Consider the following 19,771-nt stretch of genomic DNA (forward strand, 5'->3'; position numbering starts at 1 on the left):
GTTCGACCGAGATGATCGTCCGAGTGGTGGTTACCGGGGAGATCGTCCGTCCTTCAACCGTGATGATCGTGGTGAGCGCAGGCCGTTCAACCGTGACGATCGTCCGGGTGGGGAGCGTCCGTCGTTCAACCGTGATGATCGTCCGGGTGGGGAGCGTCGTTCGTACGGTGACCGTGACCAGGCCCGTAGCCGTTACGGTTCGCGTCCCGACAGCGGCGAGCGCAGGCCCTTCAACCGTGACGATCGTGGTGAGCGCAGGCCGTTCAACCGTGATGACCGTCCGGGTGGGGAGCGTCCGTCGTTCAACCGTGATGATCGTGGTGAGCGTAGGCCGTTCAACCGTGATGACCGTCCGGGTGGGGAGCGTCCGTCGTTCAACCGTGATGATCGTGGTGAGCGTAGGCCGTTCAACCGTGATGACCGTCCGGGTGGGGAGCGTCCGTCGTTCAACCGTGATGATCGTGGTGAGCGTAGGCCGTTCAACCGTGATGATCGTCCGGGTGGGGAGCGTCGTTCGTACGGTGACCGCGATCAGTCGCGTGGTCAGTATGGTTCGCGTCCCGATCGTGGTGAGCGCAGGCCGTTCGACCGAGATGATCGTCCGAGTGGTGGTTACCGGGGAGATCGTCCGTCCTTCAACCGTGATGATCGTGGTGAGCGCAGGCCGTTCAACCGTGATGATCGTCCGGGTGGGGAGCGTCGTTCGTACGGTGACCGTGACCAGGCCCGTAGCCGTTACGGTTCGCGTCCCGACAGCGGCGAGCGCAGGCCCTTCAACCGAGATGACCGTGGTGAGCGCAGGCCGTTCAACCGTGACGACCGTCCCGCCGGCGGCTACCGGGGAGACCGCGATGGTGAGGGGTCACGCACCCGTTACGGCCGGGATGACCGGCCCGGTGGCCGTGACGAGGCTCCCAGCCGCCAGCGTGAGGAATTGCCCGAGCTTGCCCCGGACATCACCGCGGAGGAGCTCGACAAGGAGATTCGCGAGGAACTCCGTTCCCTCCCGCTCGACCTCGCGGAGCTGATCTCTCGCCACCTCGTGGCAGCCGAGAGGGCTCTGGGCGAGGACGACGCGGAGCGGGCGTACGAGCACACCAAGGTCGCCCGCCGCTTCGCGGCCAGGATCGGAGTGATCCGCGAGGCCGTCGGCATCGCGGCCTACCATGCCGGCCACTTCTCCGAAGCACTCAGTGACCTGCGTGCGGCCCGCCGGATGACGGGTTCTGACTCGTTCCTGCCGATCATGGCGGACTGCGAGCGTGGCCTCGGCCGCCCCGAGCGCGCCCTCGACCTGGTCCGCTCCAAGGAGGCCGAGCGGCTCGACCGCGTCGGCAAGATCGAGCTCGCCATCGTGGAATCCGGCGCCCGGCGTGATCTCGGCCAGAACGATGCCGCGGTCATCACCCTCCAGCGCCTTCCCGAGTTGCGCGACACGCGTCCCCAGCCCTGGTCGGCCCGTCTCGCCTTCGCCTACGCCGACGCGTTGTTCGAGGCGGGTCACGAGGGGCCCGCCACCGAGTGGTTCGGCCGGGCGATGGCTTTCGACGAGGACGGCGAGACCGATGCGGCCGAGCGTTACGCGGAGCTGACCGGGGCCGTCATCGAGGATCTCGAAGAGGACGACGAGTTCGAGGACGAGGAAGCCGTCGACGACGACCGCTTCCTGGACGACGCCGATGACGATGACGAGATCGACGCCGACGACGTCATCGACGAGGTCGACATCGACGACGCGGCGACTCTGGACGCGGACATCGAGGACGAAGACGATCTCTACGAGGAGGCGTTCGGCACGGGAAGGCCCGTGATCGGTGACGCCCTGGACAACGGCGCTCCTGACGCGAACGGAACGGCGGGTATCGAGCGGAAGATCCAGGAGAAGGAGGGAAAGGCCGACCTGGCTGTCGAGCCGGCCTTCATCGAACCTGACTTCGGCGACATTCTCCGCGATGCCCCCGATATCCACGACGATCGGGATGAGGCCGACGAGCAGGGCCAGAATCGCCGGAGCAAGCCCGAGGAGAAGTAGCTCCCCGGGGGACTTCGCCGTATTTCGGGTGAACGGGCGAACGGCCCGTTCACCCGAAATGGCGATTCCAGTGCGGTCCTGGGCCTGAGGGACGCGTCCTTACGACTCTGTCCGGTCCAGCCAGTGCAGGATTCCAGCCACGTTGGACGGGGCGCCGCTCAGCAGTTCGAACTGCTCGGCGGTGGCCTCGTCCGCCTTCAGCGCCGCATAGCGGTCACGGGTCCGCTCCCTGACCATGGCCACCGCGTGGTCCAGGTCCATGGCCTGCGCGCGGGCCTGACGGGTCAGGTCGACCCAGACGCGCAACTCCTCGGCGGAGCGTCCCAGAATCTCTTCCACGTCCGTGACCGGCCCGTAGTGGCTGAAGAGCAGCCGTTGCGGGCCCAGCGCCTTGAACAGGGCGATCGAGTCCAGCGCGGTCCGCAGGTCGAAGTCCGGCGGGGGCGTGGCGGGGCGTAGGTCGCCCGTCTCCGGAAGGTAGACCCCGGCCGCGTCGCCGACGTAGAGGTCACCGGTGCCGGAGTCGATGAGCCCCACGTGATGTTTGGCGTGTCCCGGGGAGTAGTGGCTGCTCAGCGTGCGTCCGTTGCCGAGGTCGACACTGCCTGTGTCGCCTAGCGCGCGAATTCGTGAGGCTTCGGTGGGGGAGAGTTCGCCGAACAGGGTGTCCAGCTTGTCGCCCCAGACCATTCGCGCGCTGGCCATCAGCCTGGACGGGTCGGCGAGATGCCTGGCGCCTTTCTCGTGAACCACGATCTCCGCGTCCGGGTAGAAACCGGCGATGTCCCCGACTCCGCCCGCGTGGTCCAGGTGAATGTGCGTGACAACGACCGTGGCGAGATCCGCCGGGCCGACGCCCAGCGAGGTCAGGGCGTCGCGTACCACGGGAGCCGAGGTGGAGGTACCCGTCTCCACCAGGCAGGGCCGATCTCCGAGAATCAGGTATCCGGCCGTGATACTGGAGTATCCGGCCATCCTCGTGTCGATCTCATAGACGTCTCCGCCGAGGGCGGTGATGTTGTCCACAGGTCACCTCATAACTGGAACCGGCGTCCCCAGAACGGTATTCGGCCATTCCGGTGCAGCTCACATCGTAGAGAGTCGTCCTCGGTCGCTCGCTTCCGTACGCGAAGAAAGGTGTCGCAGGCAAGCGACCCGGTGCCGCTTGTGAGGGCCGCTGAGCTGTCGTCTCCGGGGTGAACGTGTGATCCCGGTCACTGTTCGGACCTCCAGGAGCCAGAGACCTCGGGGTCGCTCAAAGCCCCGGCTTCCTGGGGGGCCGGACCGCTCGTGGGCGGGCTCTGGGCCGAAGTGCTGAGCAGACGCAGGACCAGGCCGGTGCGGGGCTTGGGGCCGAAGGAGGTGGACTTGCGGGGCACCCGTTCTCCCCGGGCCGCGATCGCGAGCACGTCCTCGACCGCCAGCGGGCGCAGCAGCACCGCCGTCCCGCCGGAGGCCCGCGCGAGCTGTGTGGCGGCCTCCGGATCGTGGTGGACGACGCGGACCGAACGCTCGTCGTCCCGCATCCCCCACACCTTCGGCAGGAGGAACTCCGCGAGGATGGAGGTGTTCAGCGCCCGCCATCCGGCCGAGCGGTCGGTCGGCATGGCGTGCGCGAGCCGGTCGGGGTCGGGGTCGGTGAGCAGGTAGGTGGGGCCCCCGCCGGACAACAGGTAGGCCGGTCCGGTGCTCTCCTCCAGCGCGGCCAGCCCCTCGGCCAGGCCCGCGTGCTCCCGTACCTGCCAGGAGCCCCTGGCCTTGGCCAGCGCCTCCCCGAGCGGCAGTTCGGGAATGACCCGATGGATGGCCTTCAGATGCGGGGGGTAGGCGCCGGAGTCCACCAGGAGTGCGAGACCGAAATCCCAGGGCCCGGGCTCTGCGGGCCTTGAGGCGTGGTGTTCCCGCTGGAGTTCGAGATAGGTGGCGTAGCGGTGGTGCCCGTCGGCGATCAGGGCTTGGCGAGGGCGGAGATCGGCGTTGATGGAGGCGAGCTCACCGGTGTCGGTGACGGCCCACAGCCGGTGTCTGACCCCGTCGCCGGTCACCGCCTCCGCCAGCGGAGGCCGGGATGTGGCGGTCCGGTCGACGAGACGGGTGGCGGCGCCGCCCGCGCCGTCGTAGAGCAGGAAGATCGGCTCCAGGTTGGCCTCCGTGGTGCGCATCAGCGCCAGCCGGTTGGCGACCGGTCCGGGCATCACGTTCTCGTGCGGCAGGACGATGTGCTGGTCCGGCCCCGCCAGGCCCACGTCGCCGATGAGTCCGCGCTGCAGGATCCCGGGCCCGGACTGCTCGTAGACGTAGATCGCGGGTGTCTCGTCGGCGGCCAGCACTCCGGAGGAGAGCCACTCCTGAAGCTTCTCCCGCGCCTCGGCGTACCTGGGCTGGTCGATGCCGGGAAGGATCAAACGCACCACGTTGTTGGGGTGGGTGTCGAGCAACTCCCGTACGCCCGCCTCGTCGATGAGATCGTAAGGCGGTGAGGTGACCCCGGCCAGATCGTCGACCGTGAACCGTACGCCGCGGAACGGGCGTAGCACCAGCCCGCCGGGCACCGGCAGTTCAGGATTCGCCATAGAGGGCATGCTGCCATAAAGGCCTGAAACGGCCGGGCGCCGTCTCGAGGCTGCGGTGGTGCCCGGTCCCGTCAGGGAGTCGGCCAGATCTGTCGTCTGTCGATGAAGGAGGCCTCACACAATGGTCCAAGGACGTAGCGGTCCGTCTGATTCCCCCAACCCCGAGACGGGCGCTCCGGTCGGGGACGTCTACGAATGGTTTCAACGAGGGATGAGGTTGCTGGCCGAGGGGAGCCCGGCGGCGGCTGCCGCGCTGCTGGAGCGGGCGGCCTACGCGGAGCCGGAGTCCCGGAGCATCCGTGAGGCTCTCGCCCGGGCGCAGTTCAACTCCCGGCAGTACGCCGACGCGGTCGACAGCTTTCGCTGGATCATCGATGCGAATCCAGCCGAGGACTACGCGTATTTCGGTCTCGGGCTCGCCCTGTGGCGGACCGGGGACATGGAGGGAGCCCAGGAGCCGCTGGCCATCGCCGTCGCGATGCGGCCCGACCAGCGGCACTACGTCTCCGCTTTGAAAAGCGTGCGCGCCACGTTACGGGCCCGCCGGATGTGATCCGTATGTGATCTGTGCGAGCAATGGAACGTGGGTGATGAAATAGGCCAGTGGACACGAACGCGCTGATCGACCTGTACGACACCCTCCTCCTTGATCTCGATGGGGTGGTGTATCTCGGGCGCGACGCCGTACCCGGGGCGCCCGAGGCGCTACGCCGGGCGGCGGAGCGTGGCGTGCGCCTCGCCTATGTCACCAACAACGCCTCACGTACCCCCGGCGCCATCGCCCAGCACCTGAGCGCGCTGGGCGCTCCGGCGACCCCCGACGACGTCGTCACCTCCGCCCAGGCCGCCGCACGGCTCGTGGCCGAGCGGGTCGAACCGGGTGCCGCGGTGCTGGTGGTCGGCGGGATGGGACTGCGCACCGCGTTGCGCGCCCATGGTCTGCGCCCGGTCAGCACCGCCCTGGACAGCCCGGTCGCGGTCGTCCAGGGCATAGCCCCCGACCTCTCCTACGGCCTGCTGGCCGAGGGGACACTCGCGGTGCGGGAGGGGGCGCTCTTCGTGGCCGCGAACGCCGACTCGACCATGCCGACCGGCAGGGGCGAGTTTCCCGGCAACGGCGCGATGGTCAGGGTCATCGCCACGGCGACCGGGGTGGAGCCGATCGTCGCGGGCAAGCCCGAGCCGCCCCTGCACCGGGAGTCGATGCTCCGTACCGGATCGCGGCGGCCCCTGGTGGTCGGCGACCGGCTCGACACCGACATCGAGGGGGCGACCAACGCCGGAGTCGACAGCCTGCTGGTTCTGACGGGGGTGGCGAGCGCGCTCGACGTGCTGACCGCCGCCCCCCGGCACCGGCCGACCTATGTCGCCGGCGATCTGTCCGCACTGCACCGGCCCTATCCCGAGGTACGGCGGGCCGGGGACGGGTGGACCTGCGACGGGTGGACGGCCCGCTGGGAGGGGGGTGCCCTCGCCCTTGAGGGTGGAGGTGAGCCGCTCGACGGCCTCCGCGCCGCCTCAGCCGCGACCTGGGAGGCCGCGGGGGAGGGCCGGGCGGACGAGGACGCGGTGAAGGCGGCACTCGACTCCGCGCTCTCGTCCGCCGGCTGAGAGGGCCACCTTCGTCCAGGCGGCCTCTCCCCTCAGGTGATCCCGCCCTCGGGCGGGATCCTCAGAGAAGCTTGCGCAGGCGGAGAAGGTCTCCGAAGCTGGCGTCGACCCTGACCCGGCCGCCGAACACGGCCCGTCCCATGTCGAGTTCCCCGTTGACCAGGGCGACGAGATCATCGCTGCCGATGGTCAGCTTCACCTCGGCCTCCCTGCCGTCGTCCGAGGGCTGATCCTCGAAGGGGCCGAGGCCGCCGTGGTGGATGCGACCGTAAAAGGTCACGCCGAGATCCTTGATGTGGCAGCTGATACTGCGCTCGACCACGTGCTTGGCGCGGCTTGCCTGGTCAACCTCGTCGAACTGCTCGCCGAGTTTGCGCAGTGCCGCCCGGCACTCGTCGACGGTCGCCATCGCGTGGCGCTCCCTTCTCTTCCGGACCGGCCTGAATCCCTTTCAGGTACGGACGGTAGCGTTCCACATGGGTACGGCATGCAATCCGGCGCGGGGGTGTGCCGGGAAAGAGGCGTACACCGCGGCGTACGAAACCCCGAGGAGGGTGCGCTTGGGCGGCCGCCGACCTTAACGAGATGACAACGCGCGAGACCCCCGCGATAGTTCGCGCTTTACCCAGCTTTGAAGAACCCGCTCTTCTGACCCACGCCGGGGCGGAGGGAGGCGGGCGGCGACGGAACCGGGAAGGCCCGCCGGGGCGACGGGGGACGCGGGTTCCGATACGGTCGGGGAATTCACGGGCACGGGGCCGGTGAGCGTCGCGTCCGTGCGGCGGCAAGGGGCGCCGAGACGGCCACGACGGCCGAGGCGGCCAGGAGAGGATCCGGAGGGGGCGCATGACGGACCTGCTTGAGGAGACGGGCGACGAGCGGGCGGACGCCGCGCTGGGCGGGCTCGCCCGGCTCGGCGCCCTGCCCGTCTCCGCGCACGCGGACGTCTTCGAGGAGGTGCTCACCGGACTGGAGCAGGCGCTCGCCTCGGTGAACGACGTCCCGGACCGGCACCCGTGAGCCGGCGGGCACGCCTCGACAGCGAACTCGTCCGCAGGAGGCTGGCGCGGTCCAGGGAACAGGCGGCCCAGCTCATCGAGGCCGGCCGGGTCAGCGTCGGCGGCCGGGTGGCGGCCAAGGCGGCGACCCAGGTCGACACCGCCTCGGCCATCGTGGTGGTGGAGGCGGCCGAGGGCCCGGACTACGTCTCGCGAGGGGCGCACAAGCTCCTCGGCGCGCTGGAGGCATTCGGCCCCCTCGGCCTCACGGTCGCCGGGCGCCGCTGCCTGGACGCCGGTGCCTCCACCGGAGGCTTCACAGACGTGCTGCTGCGCGGCGGTGCGGCCCACGTGCTGGCCGTCGACGTCGGCTACGGCCAGCTCGCGTGGTCACTGCGGACCGACGACAGGGTCACGGTCATGGAGCGGGTCAACGTCAGGGACCTGACGCCGGACATGGTCGGCGAGGCGCCCACCCTGGTCGTCGGAGACCTCTCCTTCATCTCGCTGCGCCTGGTGCTGCCCGCCCTGGTGCGCTGCGCCGCCGAGCGGGCCGATTTCGCGATGCTGGTCAAGCCCCAGTTCGAGGTCGGCCGGGAGCGGGTCGGCGCGGGCGGCGTCGTCCGCGACCCCGCGCTCCGCGCGGAGGCCGTGCACGACGTGGCCGAAGCCGCGCGGGCGCTCGGCCTGACCGTGCGAGGGGTCACCGCCAGCCCGCTGCCCGGCCCGTCGGGCAACGTCGAGTACGTCATCTGGCTGGGTAAGGGAGAGGGGGCTCCGCCGGTCGCCGACCTCGGCGCCGAGATCGAGCGAGCGGTGGCGGAGGGCCCCCGGTAGCAGGCGACCCGGGAGAGCGCGACCTGACATCCTGCCCGGAGCCGAAACTCGGGGCATCCACACTGGAAGAGCTGAGTTGGACTTCCTCCCCAGAGCCAGAGCTCGGGGTCTCCACGCTCGAGGAGATGAGATGACTGCCAAGCGCGTCGTGCTGGTCACCGCGCACACCGGCCGGCCGGCGGCCGTCGACAGCGCCCGGATGGTGATCCAGCGGTTCCTGGACGCCGGGTTGACCGTGCGCGTCCTCAGCGCCGAGGCCGACGAGATCGCCTGCGCCGGGGCCGACGTGGTGCCCGCCGGTTCGGCGGCGGTCGACGACGCCGAGATGATGATCGTGCTCGGCGGCGACGGGAGCCTCCTGCGGGCGGCCGAGTTCGCCCGCCCGGCCGGCGTGCCGCTGCTGGGGGTGAACCTCGGACACGTGGGCTTCCTGGCGGAGGCCGAGGTGGAGAACCTGGCGGTCGCGGTCGACAGCGTGGTGGAAGGTCGCTACGACGTCGAGGAGCGGATGACCATCGAGGTCACCGCCCGCCTCAACGGCAAGTTGCTGGCCGACAGCTGGGCGCTGAACGAGGCCACCGTCGAGAAGAGCGAGAGAATGCTCGAGGTGGTCGCCGAGATCGACGGGCGCCCGTTGTCGCGCTGGGGGTGTGACGGGGTGATCTGCGCCACGCCGACCGGTTCCACCGCGTACGCCTTTTCCGCGGGAGGGCCGGTTGTCTGGCCCGAGGTGGAGGCGCTGCTGCTGGTGCCGATCAGTGCCCATGCGTTGTTCTCCCGGCCCCTGGTGGTCTCGCCCCGCTCCAGGCTCGCGCTGGAGGTCCAGACGGAGACCGCGGGAGCGGTGCTGTGGTGCGACGGGCGCCGCAGGTTCGACCTGCCCGCCGGGGCGAGGGTGGAACTGCGGCGGGCCGAGCTACCGGTACGACTGGCTCGGCTGCACGGTCTGGAGGACACGGGCGCGCCGTTCACCGACAGGTTGGTCGCCAAGTTCGATCTCCCTGTACAGGGGTGGCGCGGACGGGTGAGGCCCTAGTACGGCAGGGCGGGTGACGTCTCAAGCGCGTAGGATCGTGCCCGCGCACCGCACTGATGTTCGGTGAATTCGATGTGACGGGAGGGACCAGTGCGACCTAGGGTCGAGGAGGTCCGCATCCAGGGGCTCGGCGTGATCGACGAGGCCGTCCTGGTGCTATCGCCGGGATTCACCGTGGTCACGGGCGAGACGGGTGCGGGCAAGACCATGGTGGTGACCGGTCTGGGGCTGCTGTTCGGCGGCCGGGCCGATCCCGCCCGGGTCCGCCCCGGCTCCGAGCGGGCCACCATCGAGGGCACACTGATCGTCGACCCGGAGGGGCGGGTCGCGCAGCAGGTGCAGGACGTGGGCGGTGAGGTCGAGGACGGCGAGTTGATCATCTCTCGGACCGTCTCCGTCGAGGGGCGCAGCCGCGCCTGGCTGGGGGGGCGCACCGTCCCCGTCGGCACGCTCACCTACCTGGCCGAGGACCTGGTGGCCGTGCACGGCCAGATGGACCAGCAGCGGCTGCTGCAGCCCGGCCGCCAGCGCGCCGCTCTCGACCGCTACGCGGGCGAGGAACTGGTCAAGCCGTTGCGCGCCTACGAGCAGGCGTACAAACGGCACAGGAAGATCGCGGAGCAGCTGGCCGAGCTGACCACCAGAGCCAGGGAGCGCGCCCAGGAGGCCGACCAGCTCAGGTTCGGGCTCGGTGAGATCGAGAGGGTCGACCCCAAGGCCGGCGAGGAGACCGAGCTGCGCGAGGAGGAGGAACGGCTCTCCCACGCGGACTCCCTCCGGAGTGCCGCCGAGACGGCGCACCGGGCGCTGCTCGGTGACCCGATGTCCGGTGAGCAGGCCATGCCGGACGCCATCGCGCTGGTCGGCGAGGCCCGCACGGCGGTCGAGGCGGTGCGCGACTTCGACCCGGCGCTCGCCGGGATCGCCGAAAGGCTCGCCGAGGCGGGGTACCTGATCTCCGACGTCGCCACCGAGCTGGCCGCGTACGCCGAGTCGATCGACGCGGATCCGGGTCGGCTCGCGGCGGTGCAGGAGCGGCGGGCCGCGCTCATCCATGTCATCCGCAGGTACGGCCAGGACACCGCCGAGGTGCTCGCCTGGGCCGCTCGGGCCGCCGCACGCGTCGCGGAGCTCGACGGTGACGACGACCGCATCGGTGAGCTCACCCGCGAGCACGAGGAGCTCACCGGGCGCCTCACCGAGCTGGCCACCGACCTGACCCGGGTCAGGTCGGTGGCCGCGGAGCGCTTCGGGCAGGCCGTGACCGAGGAGCTCACCGCGCTGGCCATGCCGCACGCCAGGGTGGTGGTCACCATCGTCGCCGCCCCCGAGTTCGGCCCGCACGGTGTCGACGAGGTCGAGCTGCGGCTGTCGCCGCACCCCGCCTCGCCGCCCCTGCCGCTGAACAAGGGCGCCTCGGGCGGCGAGCTGAGCCGGGTGATGCTCGCCATCGAGGTGGTGTTCGCCGGGGCCGACCCGGTCCCGACGTTCGTCTTCGACGAGGTCGACGCGGGCGTGGGCGGCAAGGCCGCGGTGGAGATCGGCCGCAGGCTGGCGCGGCTGGCCAGGACCTCCCAGGTGATCGTCGTCACCCACCTTCCGCAGGTCGCGGCCTTCGCCGACCAGCATCTCGTCGTGGAGAAGGCCGATGACGGGAGCGTGGTGCGGAGCGGCGTGATCGCCCTCGACAAGGACGGCAGGGCGCGGGAGCTGTCCCGCATGCTCGCCGGGCTCGAGAACTCCGAGCTGGGCCGCGCGCACGCGGAGGAGCTCCTGTCGATCGCGGCCGCGGACAAGGCGTGACCGGACGCCTCCGGAAGGAGAGACGAGGGAGTAAGTAGCGGTTTGAAAGAGTAATCCGTATGTTCCGGGGGAGCAGGTGGCGGGGGTCACGGGTGACGTATCTGACACGCTGCCGACTGTTTGGCTCTCCTGGTCGTTCACTCTGGCAGGATGGTCGTGATGAAGGTGCCGATTGACGGGCTTCAAGACAGGCTCACCGGGTACCTCCGCCGCAGGAAGGTCGCGGACCTTCCCGGGGTGACGGCAGTGGCGAGAATCGATCGGCGGACCAAGAGGCTGACCAAGCGCCTCAGGGCCGGGGAAATCGCGATTATCGATCACGTTGACGTTGACCGGGTTAGCGCGGAGGCGCTTGTCGCGTGCGGGGCGGCAGGCGTCGTCAACATCGCCGCGGGCATCAGCGGCCGTTACCCCAACCTGGGCCCGCAGATCATCGTTGACGCCGGAGTGCCGTTCGTGGACAACGCCACCTCCGAGCTGTTCGAGCGGATCAAGGACGGAGACCTGGTCCGGCTGCACGAGGGCGTCGTCTACCTCGACGAGGAGACGGTCGGCAAGGGCGACGTGCAGACCCCCGAGTCCGTCGAGGCCGCGATGACCGAGGCGCGGGCCGGGCTGACCGTGCAGATCGAGGCGTTCGCGGCCAACACCATGGAGTACGTCCGCCGCGAGCGTGACCTTCTCATCGATGGGATCGGCGTTCCCGACATCCGGACCGTCATGGAGGGCAGGCACGTCCTCATCGTGGTGCGCGGCTACCACTACAAGGAGGACATCGCCGCCCTCCGCCCCTACATCCGTGAATACCGCCCGGTCATGATCGGGGTGGACGGCGGGGCCGACGCGCTGCTGGAGGCCGGTTACCTGCCGGACATCATCGTCGGCGACTTCGACTCGGTCTCCACCAAGGCGCTCACCACCGGTGCCGAGCTGGTCGTGCACGCCTACCGCGACGGCAGGGCGCCGGGGCTGGAACGGGTCCAGCAGCTCGGCCGCAGCGCGGTGATCTTCCCGGCGATCGGTACCAGCGAGGACATCGCCATGCTGCTCGCCGACGACAAGGGCGCCGACCTCATCGTCGCCGTCGGCACCCACGCGACGCTGGTGGAGTTCCTCGACAAGGGGCGCTCCGGCATGGCCAGCACCTTCCTCACCCGCCTGCGGGTGGGCAGCAAGCTCGTCGACGCAAAGGGCGTCAGCCGGCTCTACCGAAGCCGGATCTCCACCCCGTCCCTGCTCCTGCTCGTCGCCACCACGCTGATCACCATGGGAGTGGCGATCGTCGTCTCTCCGGTGGGCAAGATCTGGCTGGACAGCGTCCGCGACGTCTGGAGCAGCTTCATCTTCTGGCTGGTCGGACTCTTCTCGTGATCGATTTCCGCTATCACCTCGTCTCCATCGTCGCGATCTTCCTCGCGCTGTCGGTGGGCATCGTGCTGGGCACCACCCTCCTCGAGGACCCCGTCATCAAGGCGAGCGAGGGCCTGGCCAACCAGCTCCGCGAGGGCAACAACGAGCTCCGCACCCAGGTGGAGGCCCTGCAGAGGCGGGAGGCGGGCAACGACGCCTTCGTGGCCGCCGACACCCCCCGGCTGGTCCAGGACGCGCTCGTGGGCAAGCGGGTCGTGGTCGTCGAGGCACCGGGCGCCACGGTGAGCGTGCGTGAGTCGGCGCAGCAGGTGATCGAGGAGGCCGGGGCGATCGTGACCGGCCGGATCACCCTCACCGAGAGGTACATCGATCCCACCCAGACGGGTTTCGTCGACAAGCTGGCCGTCGGGGCCAAGGCCGCCGAGACCGTCTTCCCCGTCGAGGGCACGGCATACGACAAGGCGGCCCAGGTGCTCGCCGACGCGATCGTGACCAGCGACCCCGTCCAGGCGGGCAAGGAGCACCCGGCCGGCGTGGGCATCCTCGACGCCTTCCAGCGCGCCGGTCTGCTCACCATCACCGACGACCCCGCCAAGCGCGCGGAACTGGCCCTGATGATCGCCCCCGCGGAGGCGTACACCGGAGAGACCGCCGCCGGGCGGGCGAGCGCGCTCGTGGCACTGGCGCTGGGCCTCGACGAGGTGGGCCAGGGCACGGTACTGGCCGGTACGCAGACCTCCGCCGCGGCCGGTGGGATCATCACCGCGCTCCGTGAGGAGACCTCCTTCACGGAGAAGGTCTCCAGTGTCGACACCGCGGATATGCCCGCGGGGCGGGTCGTGGTGGTCTACGCTCTCCGAGAGCAACTGGCCGGGCTCGCCGGTCAGTACGGCATAGGCTCCGGCGTCTCTGGTATCAAGCCCAGCGCGACGCCCACCCCCACGGCCGTCACGGCCACCTCCGGAGGATGACCCGATGGCTCGTCGTGCTTTTCTCGGTGCCCTCACCGGTGCGCTCCTCGGCGCGGTCGCCGCGCGTGCCGCGTACGCGGCCTTCACCCGCAGGCCTCCGGTCGGCGATGTGGAGACCTGGGCGCGCACGAACCACAGGGGCGAACCGATCACCCTGCTCGAGGGCCCGGCGTTCGTCGCCGGCGCCGGTGCCGCGGCGGCCGTGATCCCCGGCCTGACCGGCAGGGCTCGGGTGGCGGCGCTGCTGGCCGCGGTGGGGGCCGGCGGCCTCGGTGCCTACGACGACCTTTACGGCGCGACCTCCTCCAAGGGATTCAAGGGGCATCTGAGCGCCCTGGCCAAGGGGGAGGTCACCAGCGGGGCCGTGAAGATCCTCGGTATCGGCGCGACCGGCCTGGCCGCCGCGGCCGCCACCTCCCGCGCGCCCCTCGACGTCGCCGTCAACGGCGCGCTGATCGCCGGGAGCGCCAACCTGGCCAACCTCTTCGACCTGCGTCCCGGGCGTGCCGTCAAGGTGGGCCTGCTCGCCGGCGCACCCCTGCTCGCCGCGGCTCTGCTCAGGGACGACCCGGTCCCGGCCACCCTGGCCGCGCTTCCCATGGGCGCCGCCGCCGCGCTGCTGCCCGAGGACCTCGGCGAGCGGGCCATGCTCGGCGACGCGGGGGCCAACGCGCTGGGCGCGCTTGTCGGCCTGGCCGCCGCCGTCACCCTGGGCCGTCCGGGACGCCTGGCCGTGCTCGGCACAGTGGTCGCGCTGACCGCCGCCTCGGAGAAGGTCAGTTTCACCAAGGTGATCGCGGGCAACCCCGTCCTGCACCGCTTCGACATGCTGGGCCGTCGTCCCGTGGAGCAGGCACCCGCCACCCGATGAGCAGCAGGATCGCCCAGGGGATCGCGGGAGCGGCACTTCTCATCGGGATCGTTACCGTCCTGGCCCGGCTCGTCGGGTTCGGCCGCTATCTCGTCCAGTCGCAGACCGTCGGCAACCTCTGCCTGAGCACCGCCTACAACACCGCCAACTACGTGCCCAACATCGTCTTCGAGCTGGTGGCGGGCGGCGCGCTGGCCGGGATGGTGGTGCCGGTGCTGGCCTCGGCGGCCTCCAGGGCCGACGACGACCCCGAGGCCAGGGCGGAGGCCGGCCAGATCACCTCGGCGCTGCTCACCTGGGTGATGCTCGTCATGGTGCCGCTGGCACTGCTCATCGTGGCGTTCGCCGGGCCGATCGTCGCGCTGCTGGTGGGCGACCCCGCTCCGTGTGACCTGGCCGAGGTCGTCGAGGTCGGCACCGGCATGCTCGTCATCTTCGCCCCCCGGATGATCTTCTTCGGGCTGGCAGTGGTCCTGTACGGCGTGCTCCAGGCACACCGGCGGTTCATGGGCCCGGCCCTGGCGCCGCTGGTCTCCAGCCTGCTCATCGTCGCCTCCCATCTGCTGTTCGGCGCGGTCAACGAGAAGGCCGCGGACCGGCTGACGGATTTGACCACCGCGGGGCAGCTCTCGCTCTCTCTCGGCGCGACCGTCGCCGCCGCCGCGATGGTGCTCACCGTCGTCGGCCCGGTGGCCAGACTCAGGCTCAGGTTGCGGCCCACCCTGTCGTTCCCTCCGGGGGTCGCCGCCCGGGCGCGGCGACTCGCCACGGCGGGCATCGCCGTGCTGATCGCGCAGCAGGTCACGCTGATCGTCGTCATCTTCCTGGCCAACAACCTGGGCGGCGAGGGGGCGCTGGGCGTCTACACCTACGCCTGGGCGCTGTACCAGCTGCCGTACGCGGTGCTCGTGATGCCGATCGCCACCAGTTCCTTCCCGGTGCTCTCCACCAGGGCGCAGGAGGGTGACCTGGCCGGGTTCAACGCCCTGACCTCGGCCACGACGCGGACCGTGCTGCTGGTGACGGGGCTCGCGGCCGGGGTGATGGCGGCGGTCGCCGTGCCGGTGTCGCGGGTGTTCCTGGAGGGAAGCCCAGGTGGAGCGCTCGCCGAGACCGAGATGGCCAGGGCGGTCGCGCTGTTCGCGCCAGGTGTGGTCGGGTACGCACTCATGCTGCACCTCGCCCGCATCCTGTACTCCTGCGGCTTGGGCCGGTCGGCGGCCGCCGCCTCGGTGGCCGGATGGGCCGTCGCGCTGGTGGCCCAGGTCGGGCTCGCCCACGCCGCCGCGGATCCGGCCGACGTGGTCGGGCAGCTGGCACTGGGCAGCACGATCGGCATGACCGTCGGCGGGCTGCTGCTGGCCCTCGCGGTGTTGCGCGCCAGGGGGAGGGCCGCGCTGGAGGGTACGCCGCGTACCCTCCTGGCGGCCCTGGTCGGCGGTGTCGCGGCCTGGGGGGCAGGCCTGGCCCTGGTCAACACTTTCGGGGCGGTGTCCAAGCCGGCCTACGTGGCGGTCGGACTGGCCGCCGCGACGGCCGGGGTGGCCGCGTTCGCGGCCGTGGCGATGATGGTCGACAGGCGAGACGCCCGGGCGCTGCTGGCACGACTGCGCGGGGGACCGGTGAAGGAGGGGAGCGGTTTTGACGGTTGATCAGGGGACGCGCGTGGCGTTCGTGCTGGGAACGAGCGAGGGAGGGGTCGGCAGGCACGTCGCCATGCTGGCCGGAGGGCTGGTGCGCGGCGGCCACCGGGTGGTCGTGGCGGGCCCCCCGAGCACGGAGCGGGCCTTCGGGTTCGCCGCACTCGGCGCGCGCTTCGTGCCGGTGCCGATCTCCGACCGGCCCCGCCCACTCGACGATCTACGGGCGGTCATGGCGCTCAGGACGCTGCGCGGGGCGCATGCCGTGCACGCCCACGGGCTGAGAGCCGGGGCGCTGGCGGCGATCGCGCTGGCCGGAACCGGAACCGGCCTGGTGGTGACCCTGCACAACGCCGCGACCGCGGGCGGCGTGGTCGGCGCGGTCTACGGCCTACTGGAACGGATCGTGGCCCGCCGCGCCGACCGGATCCTGGTCGTCTCCCCCGATCTGGGGGAGCGGATGGCCCACCTGGGGGCCAGGGGTGTCGAGGCCGCCGTGGTCCCGGCGCCCGCGCTGCCTCCTTCCGGGCGCGCGGCCGGGGACATCCGGCGGGAGCTCGGTACGGGAGAACGGGTGATCTTCCTGACGGTCGCCAGGCTTGCCCAGCAGAAGGGCCTGGAGACCCTGCTCGATGTGGCGAAGGCGCTGCCGGAGGTTCGCCGGGACGCGGAGCACGCGTCGGGGCCGGTGTTCCTGGTGGCGGGGGAGGGGCCGCTGCGAGCGGAGTTGCAGGAGCGGATCGACCGGGAGAACCTGCCGGTACGGCTGCTCGGTGCCCGTACCGACGTGGGGGACCTGCTCGGGGTGGCCAGGGCACTGCTGGTGCCGAGCCGCTGGGAGGGGCAGCCGCTCACCGTGCAGGAGGCCCTGCGGGCGGGTACGGCGGTCATCGCCACCGCGGTGGGGGGCATTCCGGCGATGGTGGGTGAGGCGGGGCTGCTGGTGCCGTACGGGGACGTCGCGGCGATGCGCGACGCGGTCGCGAGGATGCTCGCCGACGACGGTCTCGCGGAGGAACTGGCCGCTGCCGCCGCCAGGCGAGGCCGTGGGATGCCGGGTGAACCGGAGGCGCTGAAGGCGGTGCTCGCGGTCTACGCCGGGCTTTCCCCAAGGGGCTGAAAGGACCCGTTCGCGGTCCGCGCCAGATTTCCGAAGGGGGTTTGGCGCCTGGCGGCGGGCGAGGCCGGAAGCCCGATGGAACAGGCGGAGAGGTCGTGATGTTGGATTAGGCGCCACCATGCCGGAGACCTATACTGGCGTGTTTAGGGGGGGAGTATCCCTTCGCGGCAGTCTCGTCATCACGGTGTTGTCTCGCTCCACGAGGCCCCCGGGGCTGTCGGTCCGCGCTTCGACATATCTCAGTCGATGCCTCATGCGGGCGGGAGAGACCTCCGGCAGTCTGTCGTGCGCGCCGCCGGAGGTTTATCAGTTGTGATTGTTCCTGTCTGGGCATGGTTGGCCGTTATCAGCGGTTTGCTCATCGTTCTCGCCTTCGATCTGTGGATCGTCGACCGGGGCGAGCCGCGGGAGTTCTCCCTCAAGCAGGCCGGGTTCTGGGTCGGTTTCTACGTCACCCTCGCGGTGATTTTCGGTATCGTATTGTGGATCTTCGCGGGACCCACCTCCGCGGGACAGTTCTTCGCCGGCTACATCACCGAGTACAGCCTGAGCGTCGACAACCTTTTCGTCTTCTACATCATCATGACCCGCTTCGCGGTGCCGAAGATCTACCAGCACAAGGTGCTGCTGATCGGCATCCTGATGGCGCTGGTCATGCGCAGCGTCTTCATCGCCCTCGGCGCCGCCGCCCTGTCCAACTTCGGCTGGCTGTTCTACGTCTTCGGCCTGTTCCTGATCTACACCGCGGTCCAGCTCGTCCGTCAGTTCGGCCAGGAGGAGGACCTGCAGGAGAACGCGGTCCTGCGCTGGGCCCGGCGGGTGCTGCCGCACACCGACGACTACGTGGGTTCCAAGGTCGTCGTCAAGGTCAACGGCAGGCGCATGGTCACCCCGCTGCTGATCGTCATGATCGCCATCGGCACCACCGACCTGCTGTTCGCGCTCGACTCGATTCCGGCGATTTTCGGCCTGACCACCGACGCCTTCATCGTCTTCACCGCGAACGCGTTCGCGCTGATGGGTCTGCGCCAGCTCTACTTCCTGCTGGGAGGTCTGCTCCAGCGGCTGGTCTACCTCAGCTTCGGTCTCGCGTTCATCCTCGGTTTCATCGGGGTTAAGCTGATCCTTGAGGCGCTGCACTCCAGTGGCGTCTCCTGGGCTCCCGAAGTGCCGATCTGGGTGTCACTGTCGGTTATCGTCGTCACGATGGTCGTCACCACCGCGATCAGCCTGGCGAAGGTCCGGCGTGATGCTCGTGCAGGCAAGGAAAACACCACCCCGGCGAGTGTCGAGCAGGGCTAGCGAATCGGCGTGTGAGGCGCTTTGCTTGTCTCATTGCGCCTTATAAGGGCTAAGAGATGGGTAACATCCTGCCCCAGAGCGGGTAGACATACCGGTCTAATGCCGCAAGACATCACAAAAGGTTCCCTGTGTCCCACGATTCAGTAAGCCACCGGCCAGGTCCGCTGGGCCTGGCACGTGGCGTCTCCCCGTGGTTGCTCCCGACCGTGGCCGCCGCCACCGTGACCGCCCTGCTCAGCCGCCGTGACCGGCGCTGGGCGCTGGCGGCGGTTCCGCTGACCGCGCTCACCGGTGGGATGCTCTGGTTCTTCCGCGATCCGGATCGGACTCCGGGCACCGGGCGGATCCTGTCGCCCGCGGACGGTGTGGTGCAGAGCATCGATCCATGGCCGGACGGCCGGACCAGGGTGGCGATCTTCATGAGCCCACTCGACGTGCATGTCAACCGGGCGCCACTGGCCGGCACGGTCACCTCGGTGGAGCACGTTTCCGGGGGGTACCTGCCCGCGTTCAACAAGGACAGTGACACCAACGAGCGGGTCGTCTGGCACCTGGACACCGCGCTCGGCGACATCGAGTTCGTCCAGATCGCCGGCGCGGTCGCTCGCCGCATCGTGCCCTACGTGGCCGAGGGGGCGAAGGTCGCCAGAGCCGAGCGGATCGGCCTGATCAGGCTTGGCTCGCGGGTCGACGTCTACCTCCCCGAGGGGATCGCCCCGGCTGTCTCGGTGGGACAGCGGACCGTCGCGGGGGTGACCGGTCTTGACCACGGCTGACGCGAGCTGGCCGATGGACGAGACGGACGACGAGCCGCGAGGGCCCGTGGGCAAGGCGTTCCGCCTGTCGGCCGCCGACTCCCTCTCGCTTGGCAACGCCCTCTGTGGCTTCCTGGCGGTCTGCGTGCTCTCCTGGTCGGCGATCAACGCGCTGCAGGAGGGCAAGCCCTTCGCGGCCGACCCCCGGTTCTTCGGCACCGCCGTGGTGCTCCTGCTGATCGGTGCCACCTGTGACCTGTTCGACGGCCTGGTGGCCAGGAAGTTCCGCGCCTCGGCCATGGGCGCCGAGCTGGACAACCTCGCCGACGTGATCAGCTTCGGCTTCGCCCCCGCCTTCATGGTGGTCATCTGGGCGGGGTTCAATCAACAGATCCCGTTCCTGCTGGTGATGACCGCGGCGGCGTCCGTGCTGCTGGCCGGGGTCATCCGGCTGGCGCGTTTCGCCTGCGTGAAGACCAAGAGCGGCGACTTCATGGGCCTGCCCATCCCGATGGGCGCCATGACCGTGGTCTCGGTCGTACTGCTGTTCCCCCCGTCGACCTGGACGATCCTGCCCATCTTCGGCGTGGCGTATCTCATGGTGAGCCGGATCGAGTACCCCAAGCCCAAGGGCAACGTGGCCGCCGGGGTGCTCGCCTGGATGATGATCAATGTTGCCTGCCTGACCATCTGGGTCGCGGGCCTGGCCGGCGGCGACACGCTGATCAAGGTCGGGGCCGTCATGCAGATGACGATCGTGGCGGCCATCCCGCTGCGTGTCCTGATGTTCAAGCGGGAGAAGCGCAAGGAGCAGCGCAGGGCGTCCGCCGAAGTCGGCTGACCGCCGGAAC

General features: G+C 70.1%; 19 protein-coding genes. 16 read left to right on the forward strand and 3 right to left on the reverse strand.

Features of this window, described 5'->3' with window-relative positions; all coding sequences use genetic code 11:
* A partial coding sequence (locus ABZU75_RS17080; protein ID WP_355554922.1) for a hypothetical protein occupies positions 1-1,028 on the forward strand: 1,028 nt, incomplete at its 5' end.
* Positions 935-2,032 (forward strand): hypothetical protein, encoded by a 1,098-nt coding sequence (locus tag ABZU75_RS17085; protein ID WP_355554924.1) that lies wholly within the window; start codon positions 935-937, stop codon positions 2,030-2,032. The genes ABZU75_RS17080 and ABZU75_RS17085, both read left to right, overlap by 94 nt.
* Before the next feature lie 99 nt (positions 2,033-2,131).
* Here ABZU75_RS17085 and ABZU75_RS17090 read toward each other — a convergent pair whose 3' ends face one another.
* Complete coding sequence (locus ABZU75_RS17090) at positions 2,132-3,058, reverse strand: MBL fold metallo-hydrolase (protein ID WP_350966144.1); 927 nt, start codon at positions 3,056-3,058, stop codon at positions 2,132-2,134.
* Between the two features lie 188 nt (positions 3,059-3,246).
* Positions 3,247-4,605 (reverse strand): DUF1015 domain-containing protein, encoded by a 1,359-nt coding sequence (locus ABZU75_RS17095; RefSeq protein WP_355554927.1) that lies wholly within the window; start codon positions 4,603-4,605, stop codon positions 3,247-3,249.
* A 211-nt stretch (positions 4,606-4,816) separates the two neighbouring features.
* On the opposite strand from ABZU75_RS17095, the gene ABZU75_RS17100 reads away from it, so the two are divergent.
* Both ABZU75_RS17100 and ABZU75_RS17105 read left to right on the forward strand, forming a co-directional pair.
* On the forward strand, positions 4,817-5,158 hold the full coding sequence (locus tag ABZU75_RS17100) for a tetratricopeptide repeat protein (protein WP_350966146.1): 342 nt from the start codon (positions 4,817-4,819) through the stop codon (positions 5,156-5,158).
* 50 nt (positions 5,159-5,208) lie between these two features.
* On the forward strand, positions 5,209-6,216 hold the full coding sequence (locus tag ABZU75_RS17105; protein ID WP_355554930.1) for an HAD-IIA family hydrolase: 1,008 nt from the start codon (positions 5,209-5,211) through the stop codon (positions 6,214-6,216).
* A gap of 61 nt (positions 6,217-6,277) precedes the next feature.
* On the opposite strand, the gene ABZU75_RS17110 is transcribed toward ABZU75_RS17105, so the two are convergent.
* Positions 6,278-6,625 (reverse strand): SCP2 sterol-binding domain-containing protein, encoded by a 348-nt coding sequence (locus ABZU75_RS17110; protein ID WP_355554932.1) that lies wholly within the window; start codon positions 6,623-6,625, stop codon positions 6,278-6,280.
* 437 nt (positions 6,626-7,062) lie between these two features.
* Between ABZU75_RS17110 and ABZU75_RS17115 the strand changes: the two genes are divergently transcribed.
* The 12 genes from ABZU75_RS17115 to pssA all read left to right on the forward strand — a co-directional run bounded on the left by ABZU75_RS17115 (position 7,063) and on the right by pssA (position 19,761).
* Positions 7,063-7,236 (forward strand): hypothetical protein, encoded by a 174-nt coding sequence (locus tag ABZU75_RS17115; protein ID WP_350966147.1) that lies wholly within the window; start codon positions 7,063-7,065, stop codon positions 7,234-7,236.
* Entirely contained in the window at positions 7,233-8,051 is an 819-nt protein-coding gene (locus ABZU75_RS17120) for a TlyA family RNA methyltransferase (RefSeq protein WP_355554935.1), read from the forward strand. The genes ABZU75_RS17115 and ABZU75_RS17120 overlap by 4 nt, the downstream gene beginning before the upstream one ends.
* A gap of 130 nt (positions 8,052-8,181) precedes the next feature.
* Positions 8,182-9,087: an NAD kinase gene (locus tag ABZU75_RS17125; protein WP_343968981.1), complete on the forward strand. Its 906-nt coding sequence runs from the start codon at positions 8,182-8,184 to the stop codon at positions 9,085-9,087.
* Positions 9,088-9,177: 90 nt separating this feature from the next.
* Positions 9,178-10,890 (forward strand): DNA repair protein RecN, encoded by a 1,713-nt coding sequence (gene recN, locus ABZU75_RS17130; protein ID WP_355554938.1) that lies wholly within the window; start codon positions 9,178-9,180, stop codon positions 10,888-10,890.
* Positions 10,891-11,049: 159 nt separating this feature from the next.
* On the forward strand, positions 11,050-12,261 hold the full coding sequence (gene steA, locus ABZU75_RS17135) for a putative cytokinetic ring protein SteA (protein WP_355554940.1): 1,212 nt from the start codon (positions 11,050-11,052) through the stop codon (positions 12,259-12,261).
* Entirely contained in the window at positions 12,258-13,232 is a 975-nt protein-coding gene (locus ABZU75_RS17140) for a copper transporter (protein WP_355554942.1), read from the forward strand. Before steA ends, ABZU75_RS17140 begins: the two co-directional genes overlap by 4 nt.
* Positions 13,233-13,236: 4 nt before the next feature.
* Positions 13,237-14,103, forward strand: coding sequence for a hypothetical protein (locus ABZU75_RS17145; protein WP_350918734.1), 867 nt, complete (start codon positions 13,237-13,239; stop codon positions 14,101-14,103).
* Positions 14,100-15,755, forward strand: a complete 1,656-nt coding sequence (locus tag ABZU75_RS17150; RefSeq protein ID WP_355554945.1) for a lipid II flippase MurJ — start codon at positions 14,100-14,102, stop codon at positions 15,753-15,755. Before ABZU75_RS17145 ends, ABZU75_RS17150 begins: the two co-directional genes overlap by 4 nt.
* On the forward strand, positions 15,745-16,863 hold the full coding sequence (locus ABZU75_RS17155) for a glycosyltransferase family 4 protein (RefSeq protein WP_355554947.1): 1,119 nt from the start codon (positions 15,745-15,747) through the stop codon (positions 16,861-16,863). The genes ABZU75_RS17150 and ABZU75_RS17155 overlap by 11 nt, the downstream gene beginning before the upstream one ends.
* Positions 16,864-17,175: 312 nt before the next feature.
* On the forward strand, positions 17,176-18,165 hold the full coding sequence (locus tag ABZU75_RS17160) for a TerC family protein (RefSeq protein ID WP_355554950.1): 990 nt from the start codon (positions 17,176-17,178) through the stop codon (positions 18,163-18,165).
* 128 nt (positions 18,166-18,293) lie between these two features.
* Positions 18,294-18,941, forward strand: coding sequence for a phosphatidylserine decarboxylase (locus ABZU75_RS17165; protein ID WP_350918746.1), 648 nt, complete (start codon positions 18,294-18,296; stop codon positions 18,939-18,941).
* The gene (gene pssA / locus ABZU75_RS17170) at positions 18,928-19,761 is read left to right on the forward strand and encodes a CDP-diacylglycerol--serine O-phosphatidyltransferase (protein WP_350918749.1); all 834 of its coding nucleotides are present in this window, start codon (positions 18,928-18,930) and stop codon (positions 19,759-19,761) included. The genes ABZU75_RS17165 and pssA overlap by 14 nt, the downstream gene beginning before the upstream one ends.
* Positions 19,762-19,771 lie beyond the last annotated feature (10 nt).

This window comes from Streptosporangium sp. NPDC005286 (assembly GCF_040607515.1).
Taxonomy (GTDB): Bacteria; Actinomycetota; Actinomycetes; order Streptosporangiales; family Streptosporangiaceae; genus Streptosporangium.

Coding starts and splice junctions, on each gene's coding strand:
- ABZU75_RS17095 (WP_355554927.1), bottom strand. CDS start 4,605: ATGGCGAATCCTGAACTGCCGGTGCCCGGCGGGCTGGTGCTACGCCCG.
- ABZU75_RS17100 (WP_350966146.1), top strand. CDS start 4,817: ATGAGGTTGCTGGCCGAGGGGAGCCCGGCGGCGGCTGCCGCGCTGCTG.
- ABZU75_RS17110 (WP_355554932.1), bottom strand. CDS start 6,625: ATGGCGACCGTCGACGAGTGCCGGGCGGCACTGCGCAAACTCGGCGAG.
- ABZU75_RS17115 (WP_350966147.1), top strand. CDS start 7,063: ATGACGGACCTGCTTGAGGAGACGGGCGACGAGCGGGCGGACGCCGCG.
- ABZU75_RS17125 (WP_343968981.1), top strand. CDS start 8,182: ATGACTGCCAAGCGCGTCGTGCTGGTCACCGCGCACACCGGCCGGCCG.
- steA (WP_355554940.1), top strand. CDS start 11,050: ATGAAGGTGCCGATTGACGGGCTTCAAGACAGGCTCACCGGGTACCTC.
- ABZU75_RS17145 (WP_350918734.1), top strand. CDS start 13,237: ATGGCTCGTCGTGCTTTTCTCGGTGCCCTCACCGGTGCGCTCCTCGGC.
- ABZU75_RS17150 (WP_355554945.1), top strand. CDS start 14,100: ATGAGCAGCAGGATCGCCCAGGGGATCGCGGGAGCGGCACTTCTCATC.